The following is a 13,948-nucleotide window of genomic DNA, read 5'->3' on the forward strand; positions in this document are numbered from 1 at the left end:
GTGTCTACTCTATAGGGTACAGTTTAAGTCCAAGGGACAGGTCTTTTAAGACGTTCACAGAGCTTAACTTAAGTTTTTAGGGAATAGCTTGGTACTCTTCTTGAGCAACTCTACGGCAATTTTAGCCGCTTCTGCGCGGGTCATATTGCCTTTAGGATTGAATTGGAACTGCTGCTTGGTTGAGCCCGGTACGGTTACTGGGCTGCCCTCCATAATTTTGGCTTTCGTAACGGCAAGCACCGCAGGACGTGCATAATACTCGATTGACCCTGAATCAAGGAATGATTTTCCAAGTGTAGCTGCAAGCTTGCTGTCGTTCGCAGCTAATTTGGAGTTCATAGCACGAGCAATCATCACGGACGCTTGTTCTCTGGTAATTGGCATCTCAGGTTGGAAATAACCATCACTCAGACCTTGTACAATACCTGCACGTGCCGCAGTTTCGATCGCCTCATAGGTCCAGCGGTCCGACTTGGTGTTGGCCGAGACGTCCTGGAACGTTTGCTGATTCGCATAATTCAAAGGAATATCCAGCCCTTTAACAAGCAACGTCGCGAATTCACCACGAGTGGTCTGATCATCAGCACCAAATGAGCTTGCTCTCAGCGGATTCATAATACCTTTGGAATACAAAGCATTAAGCAGATTACGTGCCCATGGATGATTCGTAATATCTGGATAACTTCTGCTTAGCTTCATGACTTTGTAGTAACCAAACTCATCAAACGGAACTGTGATGGTATGGCTCTTGGTATCCACGATCCCGCCAATAGGAACCCACTTACCTACATTTGTTTTATCCGAATATCTGAATACTGTAATGGTTGAACCCACATCGTCAACGATGGAAGGATCATATGTGAGTTTTAGACTTCCACGCTGGGAAGGCGTCAGCACTCGCTCTGCTGCATACTGCGTGAAATTACCTTCCAGGCTGTATGGAGCCAACCCGTTAGTTCCGGCACTATAACCACTTTCACCCTTATCCCCCAATTCACCGATACCACCATGAATCCAGTAAATTTCGGAGATCGGTGTGAAGTTGTTTGTGTTCAGTGTAGAACTGAACAAGCCCGAGAGCTCAGGGGATACTGTAATAAAGCTCTGTGCGTTTTCACTACCTTCATCCGGTGAACCAATCCAGTTACCATAGTCATTCTTGCGTTCTACAATTCCTTTATCCGGATCAGCTATACCAAAAAGTATTTTGTTATCTGGATAGAACTTCGTCATATTTCTTACTGTTGTAGATTGAAGGACCGTTCCTTTTGGCATGGAAAGCTCTACTTTTTTGTTAAACACGGTATACTTGTTGGCTACTTTTGGAGCCATATACTGTGTATCGGTTGTAATCGTAGATGTATAGAAAACATTCACGGTATCATTGATGGTTCCACCTGGACGAGTGATTTGAATTTTGATTACGTTATTCTTATCAGGTTTGAGACCTACGTAATCCAATACAAAACGACTGTTCGAATCCGTCCGTTTTACCGCTTGCTCCTTATCAATGACAACTTGAGTCGCGCCTTCGGCTTCAATATCAAACCTTACAAAGTTTTTGTTAACCACAATCTTGTCTCCAACCGTTGGCTGCGGAGCAAGGATACGATAGGAAGAAGGCTCGCGTACAATTTCAAGTCTTTGTGTTGTTCTTGCACCCGTTCTGTTGATCAGCTCGAGCGTATATACGTGTGTTCCCGGAGCATCGAACTTCTGATTCTGGATTCGAATGAAAAATTGATTTTCATTACCTACAAAATCATACGTCGGCAGGCCATCATTACCCGGCTTGTTCGTTTCAAGCACTCGATCTGTTGCTTGTGTATGAGTGAAAACGAGCTTGGAGCCGAAGTATACGTTGGCAATCTGCGCACCGCCGCCATTAACAACCAGATCATAAGACTCTTCGCTTGTTACATACTTGTCCTCTTTGAATGCAAATTCAGGTGTTACTGCAAAAATCTTTTTCAGTTCATCTTGAGTATAGCTCGTTAAGGATTTATCGACAAAAGGCTGTCTTGAATCCTTAGGAACCAACGTAGGCATAAACGTCGTGATTGTTGACTGATTTGTGTCGATTACGTTGATTCTTAGTGTCGTAGTTATCGTTGTTGGCTGTTTATTCGCATCCTCATCAACAGCACGAATGACGATGGTATTCTCACCGTAAACGATAGGACCTTCTTTTAATACCTTCAATTTAATTGAAAAATCTCCATTGGCATCAGGGAATCCAGTTATAACCTCAGCGTAGTCGGTGTCCTTTTTAAGAACCTTCCCGTTGACTACAAGCTCTGGCGTAAAGTTGGTTCCCAGTGTCTTGAAACCAATAAATTTACCTGTAACCACCATCGTTTGCTCTGTACTCTTGGAATCAAAGCTATAGGTTTGTCCGTCTTGTAAATTTTCTACATAGATGGAGCTCACAGATGAATACGATATTTTAGCTACTTTTGGCAAATCGGTTGGTTTACCATAATAAAATCTGACTTGCTGTTCTCCGCTCACAAACCCGGTAATTTTGTAGATTTGCTGGTTGGCTGTTAATGCCATATCACTTGTAGTTGGAACTGCATCGATTTTTAATTTGGTTACTCCCGTAGGCAGATATTCACCAATAAGAGTCGCACTGTTAATTGGCTTGCTGGATTCCACCAAAATATAAAATGTGTCGCTTTTCACTCGGGAACCATCCAGCTTCGTTTTGGATTCTACCGGTCCAGAAACATAGTCAGGAAGATAGTACATGTTCAGAATATCTTGAGATCCTGGGGAATAGATGTATCCGCCCACAAAACCTGTACTGAAGTTACCGTAGGTTAAGTTAACCTTCACCTCTTGATTTTTCTTCACATCGGTTCCACCATCAACCAATTCCATATTAAACGCTGTGTCCACTTCAAAATCCACCAGACGATACTCCAGACTGAGTCCATCTGCTCCGGCAATTGTAATTGAATCCGTTACCCGAAATACAATCGGCGTAGTTTGATTCAGATTACTGTTGGAGATCACGATCGAGCCATTGGTTGGGCTAAAATCGGAATTACTTGCCGAATATGGCAGTAAAACCTGACCTTTTATTTTCCCTTGAGTCTGTCCTGTTTCAGTGAAATTGGGATTAGCATCATTCAGAATAGATTGTGTTTCTGTGCCGACGGTGACATCCAGCTTTGTGAAAGGCTGATTTTTGTCAAAATAATAAACGGAGCGCTCCGTCTCTATTGAATTAGATGCGCTTGAGATTTTGAATTTAAGTGTATTTAGTCCTGCTGTCAGCTTCAGCTGCGGCAAGAAAAACGAGCCATCCTGAAGCATAGAGGAGTCGAAAGAATCGCCCCCATTAACGGTAACGGTAACTTGAGTTGCATTCTGTACCTTACCTTGAATGGAAACCCTCTCTGTATTAACGACTGTTTCAGAACCAGCGTTCAGATCATATGTTGCATTTCCAGTACCACCTGAGACGACTGTCGAAATTTTAAAATTTTCAATATACGGGGCCTGGTCATATAGAATATAAAAGGTATCCGAGCGTTCTACAGAACCCTGCACACCTAAGAAGGTAATTTTATTAAATCCTGGAAACAAGGTAAGATTATTTGCATTAAATTTGTTATTACCACTGCTGTCCGCTGTCACTGCCGTAGTAATTGACTTGGTTTCATCAGCAACCCATTTACTTATTCCGCCATCTACCGTCGAGTTCAACTGTTCTACTTTTACTTTCATTGTATCTTTGGATACAAAGGAGTAGGAACCCGAAATGCTAATCGTTGATGTCGTTGTTGTATAGGCATTACTTCTTGAAAGGAATGCTTTCCCCGTCACTTTATCGATCAAAGATAAAACGGAAGTTTCTCTCAGTGCCTTAATATCGGGTGTGAAATAAGTTGAATAGGCATTAGATCCCGTCGTGTCACCGTCCGCAGCCGAAGCAACGGCCCCACCGAATAGACCCTGTGGGAACAATGAGAGCACCATGGCGACCAACATGATCCAGACCAACGGCCGTTTCTTTTGTTGCATTACGTATCATCTCTCCTCTTTTTAAGTCAGTTACCGTTATTTATCGGCAAAAAGGTTCCAATTATTTAGTAAAAATCTCAATAAAAACAAAAAAGCCTTATCCACACGGGATAAGACTTGGGGCTGAAATGATATTCAACAATAGCGGTAATCAATAAAAATGTATTTAAGATTTCGAACGGGTCTGCGGGTTCAGCTTGACGCGCATACGCATCAGGAAGTTGATGACCGGCTTTCTCGTTTTGCTCACGAGACCGATGACCTCCGCGCCCACTTGCAGGAAAAACATCATGATACAGATGACAACAAAGGTCACCCAGTTGGCTTCAAACATCGCTGCGGAGGACTGGATAATCGCCAGTACACCGAAGAAAGCAGCAATACCGTAAATGATCAGCACCGTCTGACGGTGGCTGAATCCAAGCTCACGCAAGCAGTGATGCAAGTGACCTTTATCCGGTGAGAAGATCGGCTTCCGTTGTACCGCACGACGAATAATGGCAAAGAGCGTATCCGACAGCGGCACGCCGATAATGATCAGCGGTGTAATGAAGGACACCACGGCAATCTGTTTGAATCCGAGCATCGACAGCATAGCCAGAGAAAAACCTAGGAATAACGAGCCCGTATCCCCCATAAATATTTTGGCCGGGTGGAAATTAAAGAACAGGAATCCGATAATGCTACCAAGCAGCACCAGACACATCAGAGCAATCATCGTATTGCCCATCAGGAAAGACATCACTGCGATCGTACCAATAGCAATACCAGACACGCCAGCAGCCAGACCATCCAGTCCGTCAATCAGATTAATGGCATTCGTTACCCCGACAATCCATAGAATTGTCAGCGGAATCGATACCCACGTTTCAAGGGAAGAATACGCATCCTGGAACGGAATGTTCACGAAGTCTACACGGATGTTAAATCCGAACACAACAACTGACGCAGCTACAATCTGGCCAAGCAGCTTGACTTTGGCTGACAATTCAAAGCGGTCATCCAGTGCACCAATCAATACAATGATGGTACCCCCGATCAGAAATGCACTGACAAAGCTCATATCCCTGGTCGTAAACCATGAGGATACAAATGGAAGCAGCGCTGCAACCGTAACGATAAATGCCAGATAAATCCCGAGACCGCCAAGACGAGGCATAATCCGGGTGTGCACCTTACGTGCGTTTGGCTTATCCATAGCACCGATGCGGACTGCGAACTTTTTGACAAGTGGTGTCAGAGCTAAAGCAAGTCCCATTGACACAAGAAATCCAATGATAAAGATCGCTACCATTTGAACATTCGACCCCCAATTATAATACCGTACAAAAATTATAAATCCCCTGATCTCTTTTTCTTTCTATATATAAAAAAATGTTGTTTGTCACTGTTGATGAAAATGTTCCTGTTGCACATTTAACGGAGAGGGCAGAAATAACCTGTAGAAGCGCAGCGTTCGCATTTATCACCGAATTTCATCCTTGAACAAGGATAAATAGAAATTTGGGGATAAGGGCGATCAGAAGGTTGCCTTGTAATCGTAGTAATAAGTGTAACAACTCCAGTTCTAGCCAGAGTGCCTAGTGCAACTTAAATTTTTTCATGGAGTGGCACACGTGTGCCGGAATGAATTATACGCTGATCACCTGTGAAAAGCTATCTTCAATTTCTAGCAAAAACACGCAATTATCTCGCAATTACCTGTTTTTAACGGGCTTTTGTCACGTTTTCTTTGTCCCGCATCACTTTCAGAGCGAATTTCGGGAGCGCAAGCATACGTCCAGCCCGGCTAGGTTCACGAAGCAAACGATAGAACCATTCAAGTCTCAGCTTTTGAAACAGCTTGGGTGCCCGTTTCATTTTGCCTGAGATGATATCAAAGCTGCCGCCAACCCCCATGGTGACAGGAACCTGCAGCTCATGCTTGTATTTGTGAATCCAGGGCTCTTGCGTATCCGCACCGCGAGCAACGAACAACAGATCCGGTGCAGCCTGCCGAATAGAAGCAACAACCTGCTCATCCTCGGCCGGACCAAAGAAACCGTCTCGATAACCCACAATACGAATAGCCGGATATTGCTGTTGTAACCGATCTGCGGTAGCTTGAATCACCTCAGATGTGGAGCCAAGCAAGTACACGCCCCACCGATAGTTTTCTCCAACGCGTAGCAATTCATGTAAAAGATCAAACCCCGGTACCCGCTCGGCTACAGGATCACCGCAATAATTGGCAGCCCACACCACGCCGGTTCCGTCCGGAACAATCATCTCGGCATCCTGCATGACCTGCATCATCGCCGGATTTTCCAGTGCGGCCATAACCATAATCGGATTGGCGGTAATGATCTGATGCGGCTGTTTGGACAGCACCGCTTGCTCAAGCACCTCGACCGTTTCTTTCATCGTTAACTTGGAAAAAGGAATACCATAGATCGAAACGGTAGGAATAGATCCCGTCTGACTCATTGTTATCTCATCCTTTGCGGCCTAAATAGGTAATAATTTGCTTTGCAGGCTCTCTGGCCTCCTGCTTCAACGCCGTAATGCGATCCTCATGCTGCTTCAGCCATTGGGAACGCTGGTCCAGCAATCCGGCTACCTGCTCGGCAAGCTTGTCGCCATCCAGTGAGCCTGTATCTCCCGCTGGTTCACTCTCCAGTCGAAGCAGGAACTGATCGATCTTGGGATCATATGAAATGCCGACTGGCAGAACGTACTGGGAAGCTGCGTAGATCAGACTGTGCAATCTCATACCGATCATCAGATCACACCGGCTCACTTCCTCCAACATCAATTGAGGATCGGTGAGGTCCTCTGTGATACTGATCTCACTGCCTTTACCGGTTATATCACCGAGCATCTCCATAATAAAACGCGAGGCCTGCACATCATCAGGCAGATGGAATGGCATGAAGCGCAGATGCACTGCCTTCCTGGCAGCCAGCTTCTTCAATCCGGCAGCAATAGCTGTCAGCTCCTTGCGATCCGCTTCCCAGAAACGAACGGACACACCGATCACTGGAAGCTTGACATGTTTCGTCTCGGAAGTATCCGAGCCTACTTGCTGCTGCTCCAACGTAATATCAGCGTCAACATCTACACCAGAAGCATCATGGGCAACAACAGTGCTGTTACCACCATCAGCAGTTGCATCTACAGTATCAAAAGCAACATTTTCTCCGCTGCTTTGTACAGATACTTTCTCCGGCAACGGCAGCCCCATCACCGGATCAGGCACAACATGAATCTGATTCCACTTCAGTCCAAGTCTGCGTAGATAATCTGCGGACTGCTCATCTCGTACCGATACGTAGGTACAGGACTTGAATACCGATCTGATCATCGGGTTAAATATTTTACGATTCACAGGGCCAATACCCTGAGCATAGATAAATGTAGGCTTCTTCAACCATTGAGCCAGCTTGATCACACCCAGATAATAAGGGATGGACTTCAAACCCGTTGCATCCTGCAGCAGACTGCCTCCGCCACTGATGAGTCCATCACTCTCCTTGAGCGCTTCACGAACTTCCTTCAGCTTCATCCGATGTACAGCACGCACGCCATACATGGAGGTTGTCCATGCGGGGTCGATCGAGAGCACAATCGGTTCAATGGTCACATTGGATCGCTGACTCTCTTCCTCCAATGCGTTCAGGATGGATTTCAGTACAGCTTCATCTCCGCTATTGCGAAATCCGTAGTACCCTGAAATGACTAGCTTTTTAGTAGTGGGGACCATTTTTTCCAACATCCTTCCGCGACTTGCCACACACCCACAGCAATGATACCAATGATCAAGCCAAGTCCGAGTCCCATCACACCGCGAATCAGTGACAGCACAGCCGGTGTATGAATATGCGCAAATGTATCCACCATAGACAGTTGACCCATCGTAGCGATAATCAGCGCAAAGATGACTTTACGGTATTTTAAAGCGGCGAACACGCCAACGATAAACAGTGGGTGTCCCAGCACAAATTCTTTAAATCTCGGCCGTACACCAAAGGTATCCTCCAGCGTTGTACGCAGGAACATCTCAAATGGCGTAACCGAACCGGAGTTGCCTGTACGGCTCAAATAATAATATCCAACAACAGCAGCAACAAGTGCCAATATCACCATAATGACGGTAATTGGCATACGGAGCAAATCCTTGATCTGTTTCACAGAGATTGAACCCGAGCCGCGGTAGAACACAATGTAGAGTGCAACCAGCCCGATCGGGGCAAAGTGCAGCAGGCTCACACCACGGAACTGGTTAATCACCAGACTGTACGTAATGTTATTCAACAATGCAATCACAAAAGGTACAGCTACGAATGTAAGAATTGAAGTTCTTACATACAGAATAATCGTCTGTTTCAAACGGCGACCCGCAGGGGCATCCGGTTGACGAAGCTGCTGCGCATTAACGGTACGAACCGCGAGGACCATTGCAATGGTTGGTGCAGCTATCGCCGCCAGCAAGGCAATCGCCTGCTCTAACAGCGTTGGCTTCATCAGGAACAGACCTGCGCTGCCCACCAATCCAAGAAGGAATACAGCAATCGTGATTACAGGTACAAAATAAGAAACCATGAGTGATATTAAAGCGATAGCCCCAATAAGCGCAACCAGCTTCGCATACCGCTGAATGGATGAATCCTTCACCGTGAATGCTTCGGCTTGTCCGAGCTCAAAGCCATGTTTGGCCATACGCTCAACGGCATGTCCCGGCTCACCCAGACTGTTGATCAGATTTTCGATCGGATCTGTGATCGCCGCTTTAGCTGTATTTCGACTTGGTGAAGCATTCATATAGATCATACGAATGTTGCGGTCCTTCGTTGCCAGCACGAAACGGTCGGCAATCGTATCCACCGTCAGATTCGCATCTGCATCACTTAACGAGTACAGACGGGCTACGTTGTAATCAATTTTGTAAGCCAGCGTCTGGAATCCAGCCTGCGGTTTTTTGAGATTTTCAATAGCAGCCAGACCGATATGATGTTTGTTCAACAGCTCAGCAAACTGATCCAGGCTCTTCATCTCTTCATTATCATTGTACCCTTTGACCGCATCTCCATCAAACAGAATACGTGTCACACCATTCTCTTCGAAGAAGGTAAGCAAACGTTCCATCGATTGCTGGTTGTATGGCACACTGTCCGAGATACGGGGTAAAATATGAAAACCTTTATCACGCAGCATTTTCACCGCGACCGGATCGGGCTGCATCGGCTGCATGTTGGCATTCTCCGGTGGTGTCTGCAATATTAAGCCGCTGCGACCTTCATATTCCCATGGTTCAACAGGAATCTGACGCTCAGCGAACGTTTGTTCAATGATAGGGGTGTAGGTCTTTGCGTTCTCTTCCGACGTGAACAACACGTACGTATAATTCGCATTGGAAGGAATGTTGCTTTTCGTCATATTCGCAATATCCTGACCAGAGTACACCATTAAGCGGCGTGTTTTCTTGAGCTCGTCCAGCGTGCTCTCAAACACGGCCATCGTTGTCACGCCAGCCTCTTTGAGCCGCGCTGCTTGTTGATCAATAAAATCCTGGGGATGAGCCTGATAAGCTGAAATATCCAGCAGTCCTCGATAGTTGAAGACCAGCTCCACTTTATTCGCCGAAGATTCCGTCTGCACCCGATCACGGATGACAGGAATGGATGCTACCAAACCGATAATAACGATGAGCCACAACCACTTCCGGGAAGCATTATTCCATAAAAGCCATTTTTGACGCACTACATGTACCTCCTCAGTTGTTGGAACCAAAACTTGTTTTCGCATGCCCCGAAGGGGATTAGTCTCAGCATGTGTTAACATGCTCTCTTATATGCCAGCACACCTGCTCTTTTATTTCAAAGAAAAGCCCCTCCGCCAACCAACCTTACGGTGCGGAGAGGCCTTCTCATCTTTTTATTGCAACACAATCGATTTTATTGTGCGTCTACACGGGACATCACGGCTGATGCCAGACGCTCCACTCTGCCCTCTGCATCTTCCAGGCTCTCACCACGTACTGCAAAGTAAACTTTGATCTTAGGCTCTGTACCGGAAGGACGCAGGCAGAACCAGGAACCGTCCGCCAAAATGAATTTCAATACGTTCTCCTTAGGAAGGCCATCGAGACCCAAAGAGTAATCCAGTACATCCTGAACAGCGATGCCAGCCACTTCCTGTGGCGGATTGCTGCGCCAGTCCGTCATTTTCGCCTGAATCTGCGCTACGCCGTCTTTGCCCTTGAGTGTGCGGGACTCCAGCTTCTCCAGGAAGTAGCCAAACTGGCTGTACAGCTCCTGCAGCACATCATAGAGTGTTTTGCCCTGGCTCTTGTAATAGGCAGCCGCTTCAGCAATCAGCATCGAAGCAAGGACAGCGTCCTTGTCACGGGCATAATTGCCGGAGAGGTAGCCATAACTCTCTTCATATCCGAAGAGGAAGGTATGACTTCCGGTGGCTTCGAACTGGTTCATTTTTTCACCGATATATTTAAAGCCTGTCAGGGTGTTCATCACTTCTGCACCGTAATGCTGAGCGATCACTGCCCCCATCTCACTGGTTACAATTGTTTTGATTACCGCACCGTTGCTAGGCAGTGTACCTGTCTCCTGCAGACGGCTCAGCAGATAATGTACCATAATGGCACCAGACTGGTTGCCAGACAAGACGAAATATTTGCCATCCTTGTCCTTCACAACCGCACCCATGCGGTCTGCATCCGGGTCTGTACCGATCAGAATGTCCGCGCCAACGGACTCACCCAGCTTCATCGCCAGTGTGAACGCCTCGCGCTCTTCCGGGTTCGGGGATTTTACTGTGGAAAATTCGGCATCCGGCTGCTCCTGCTCGGCAACGATGTACAGCTGCTCGAATCCGATCTGCTCCAGTACGCGGCGAACCGGGAGGTTGCCTGTGCCGTGCAGCGGGGTATATACGATTTTGAAATCACGGCCGATGCCGGATTGAATCAGTTCACGGCTCAGACTGCGGCTTGCCACCGTGTCAATGAAGGCCTGATCTTCTGCTTCACCGAGCCAGATCAACAAACCTTGTGCTTCTGCCTCTTCGCGAGTCAGCTTTTTCACATCAGCGAGAGAAGGAACCTCTTGAATATATTGAATGACTTTCTCTGCTTCATGCGGAACCAGCTGACCGCCTTGGTGGTTGTACACTTTATATCCATTGTACTCTGGCGGATTATGGCTCGCCGTAACAACGATCCCCCCTGTAGCTTTCAGATGGCGCACGCTAAAGGACAGCTGCGGTGTGGAGCGCAGGGATGGATACAACTTGGCTACAATACCGTTCGCTGCCAGTACAAGCGCCGCATCCAGCGAGAATTCAGGTGAGAAGTGACGGGAATCGTGAGCGATGACAACCGAAGGTTTGCCTTCCTTGTCCCCATGCTGCTCCAGCAAATACCGGGCAAAGCCTTGTGTCGCACGACCAACCGTATATTTGTTCATCCGGTTGCTGCCGGCACCAATCACACCGCGCAATCCACCTGTACCAAACTCCAGGTTTCTGTAGAAACGCTCTTCCAGCTCTTTCGGTTGATCCTTCAGATCACGAAGCTCCTGTTTTGTTGCTTCGTCAATAGAAGCATCCTCCAACCATTGCTGTAGTGTCTCGGCTGCTGCTGCGCTTAACTGTTCCATATCCAATAAGCCCCTTCCGTCTATAAGAAATTCTGTAATCAGCTTAGCTGTTCTGCATTTTCATAAGTTGGACTAAAAACATTCACACCGTGCACTCCGATGACAGATATTGTGTATCGGATTAGTTCAACTTATCTGCATGATACATAAGTACCCAATTAATCAGCTTGGGTCTGACAGTGCAAACATGATCTCGCCTTCAGCGACGATTTTGTCATCTACGCGAGCTGTTGCTTGACCTTTGCCAATCGAGCCCTTCAGACGTGTGATCTCCACCTCAAGAATCAACGTATCTCCAGGCACAACTTGTCCACGGAAACGGAAGTTATCCAGTCCCGCCAAAAAGCCGATTTTGCCTTTGTTTGCTTCCAGATTAAGCATCGCAGCCGCACCAACCTGAGCCAAAGCTTCGGTGATCAGTACACCCGGCATTACCGGGTATTCAGGGAAATGTCCTACGAAGAACGGTTCATTGATGGTTACATTTTTCAAACCTACAGCACGCTTGCCATCCTCCATCTCCAGAATGCGGTCCACCAGCAGGAATGGCGGGCGATGCGGAATAATGGATTGAATTTGTTTGATATCTAGCACAATATAATCTCCTCTCGGGGTGTTTATACGAGGGCTCTCCATCATGCAATAATGTAATGTCGGCACATTAGAGTCGTTCCGGGAATGGATCGTTCCCTCGATCGCTGTTGTCCCCGAATTTTCTATGATCCATTTTCCAATGGTCAAAATTCCGTGACAAAGGCGAACGCTTCGCTTCTTTTGAACGATTCCTTTCCCTTCACTTACTGTAGTGCGGAAACCATTACCCAGCATGATCAAGTCGAGCTTCATATAAGTGGTTTTCATTTTCAGTTTGGTTCTGGTTTTCATTTTTAATTGTATGAAATGTGGTTTAAAGGTTAACAATAGTTATATCCTTCATGACTGCAGTAGTGAAGGTTGAGATAAGGGGTCTCTCTTCGCGAAGACAGCAAGTCTTTCGCAGGGGAGGCCTCTTCTGACGTTAAACGTCACCAATCATTATACTGTTTTCAACACCAAAAAGAAAACTCCTGCCTGCGCAGGAGTTTTCGCTGAACTCGTTATCTTATGGAGCAAATACCAGATCATAGACATGCTTCCAGGTACTCCATTGCCATACGGAACCGATATCCTGTTTGCCCAGTACCACATATCCAGCGACCATTCCGCCAGCGAGGGCAAGAACAAGCAGAATCGGAATCAGGAACCATCTTGCGATGCGCCACCAGCTCTTCTTTTTCTTCTTGACTTCCTTCGGTTCCGGCTTGCTGTTCTGCTGCTGTGTTTCTGTCATCCCATTCACCTTTATGCTCTCATATTATTGGCAAGACCCGCCATGGAATCACTGGACGTCAGCGCTCGTGCAGCCAGTTGATATGTCCGCTGTCCTTGCATGAGCAGTGCCATCTCCTGCGTCAAATCTACATTAGACTGTTCAAGGAATCCGGTGCGAATCGACGCCTGAGGCTCACGTGTTGCCGCATTAGCCCCGAACACATCGTCCTCGGTTAATCCTGCGTCCAGTCTAAACAGATTATCTGACAGCTGTACCAGCCCATCAGGACGTTCCACATCCACCATTTGCAGTTGTCCAGCAATGACAGCGTTAGCCGCATTACCCTGACGCACCAGCAAATTGCCTTTCTCATCAAAAGCAACCGTGCTGTCCTTAGGCGCCGTAATCGGCTGTCCTTGACGATTGAGCGCGAAGTAACCCTGGTCATTCACCAGCACCATCAGGTCCGGGGCGTTAGGATTAGCTTTGGGACGCATATCTGGCACAAAATGAAACGCACCCTGACGTGTCCACACCTTCTGACCATTGGCCTCCACAGCAAACAATGCATCCCCTTCAATCGCCAGATCTGTCGGATTGCCTGTTTCCTTCATGCTTCCCTGGGACATATCTCTGGTGAGATTAACCAGACGGGCACCAAAGCCCAGGTTATATCCCATTGGCGTCGAACGTCCATCCTGCTTGTACTTATCATCCTGCTGCTGCACACGCGTCAGCGCATCCTCAAAACTTGCCTGCTTGCTTTTATAGCCTGCCGTATTCACATTGGCAATATTATCGGAAATGACATCCAGTCGCTGCTGAATCGCGGTCATGGACACCTTGGCACTAATCATGGAATTGTTCATGCGATCGTCTAACCTCCCGGTATGCCTCGCTAAGGGCATGCAGCCCATCGCTATACATATATATCAATAAGCTGCGATTC

At 47.0% G+C, this 13,948-nt stretch carries 9 protein-coding genes; all 9 read right to left on the reverse strand.

Going from position 1 to position 13,948, the window contains the following annotated elements; genetic code table 11:
- Positions 1 to 63: 63 nt before the first annotated feature.
- The 9 genes from HNR77_RS13555 to HNR77_RS13595 all read right to left on the reverse strand — a co-directional run bounded on the left by HNR77_RS13555 (position 64) and on the right by HNR77_RS13595 (position 13,868).
- Entirely contained in the window at positions 64 to 4,032 is a 3,969-nt protein-coding gene (locus HNR77_RS13555; protein WP_184184983.1) for an S-layer homology domain-containing protein, read from the reverse strand.
- Between the two features lie 166 nt (positions 4,033 to 4,198).
- Positions 4,199 to 5,326, reverse strand: coding sequence for a glycosyltransferase family 4 protein (locus tag HNR77_RS13560; RefSeq protein ID WP_111269088.1), 1,128 nt, complete (start codon positions 5,324 to 5,326; stop codon positions 4,199 to 4,201).
- A gap of 413 nt (positions 5,327 to 5,739) precedes the next feature.
- Positions 5,740 to 6,498 carry a WecB/TagA/CpsF family glycosyltransferase gene (locus tag HNR77_RS13565; protein WP_184184985.1) on the reverse strand — a complete coding sequence of 253 codons (759 nt, stop codon included), beginning with the start codon at positions 6,496 to 6,498 and terminating at the stop codon, positions 5,740 to 5,742.
- Positions 6,499 to 6,505: 7 nt separating this feature from the next.
- Entirely contained in the window at positions 6,506 to 7,774 is a 1,269-nt protein-coding gene (gene csaB, locus HNR77_RS13570; RefSeq protein ID WP_184184987.1) for a polysaccharide pyruvyl transferase CsaB, read from the reverse strand.
- A complete protein-coding gene (locus HNR77_RS13575; RefSeq protein WP_184184989.1) occupies positions 7,750 to 9,771 on the reverse strand; it encodes a DUF5693 family protein in 2,022 nt (673 codons plus the stop codon). The genes csaB and HNR77_RS13575 overlap by 25 nt, the downstream gene beginning before the upstream one ends.
- A gap of 194 nt (positions 9,772 to 9,965) precedes the next feature.
- The gene (locus tag HNR77_RS13580) at positions 9,966 to 11,687 is read right to left on the reverse strand and encodes a phospho-sugar mutase (protein ID WP_184184991.1); all 1,722 of its coding nucleotides are present in this window, start codon (positions 11,685 to 11,687) and stop codon (positions 9,966 to 9,968) included.
- 162 nt (positions 11,688 to 11,849) lie between these two features.
- Positions 11,850 to 12,281, reverse strand: a complete 432-nt coding sequence (gene fabZ, locus HNR77_RS13585) for a 3-hydroxyacyl-ACP dehydratase FabZ (RefSeq protein ID WP_111269083.1) — start codon at positions 12,279 to 12,281, stop codon at positions 11,850 to 11,852.
- A 508-nt stretch (positions 12,282 to 12,789) separates the two neighbouring features.
- Positions 12,790 to 13,017 (reverse strand): DNA-directed RNA polymerase subunit beta, encoded by a 228-nt coding sequence (locus HNR77_RS13590; protein ID WP_111269170.1) that lies wholly within the window; start codon positions 13,015 to 13,017, stop codon positions 12,790 to 12,792.
- An 11-nt stretch (positions 13,018 to 13,028) separates the two neighbouring features.
- The gene (locus HNR77_RS13595; protein ID WP_184184993.1) at positions 13,029 to 13,868 is read right to left on the reverse strand and encodes a flagellar hook-basal body protein; all 840 of its coding nucleotides are present in this window, start codon (positions 13,866 to 13,868) and stop codon (positions 13,029 to 13,031) included.
- Positions 13,869 to 13,948: the final 80 nt, after the last annotated feature.

The sequence above is a fragment of the Paenibacillus sp. JGP012 genome, assembly GCF_014203995.1.
In the GTDB taxonomy this organism is placed as follows: Bacteria; Bacillota; Bacilli; order Paenibacillales; family Paenibacillaceae; genus Paenibacillus; species Paenibacillus silvae.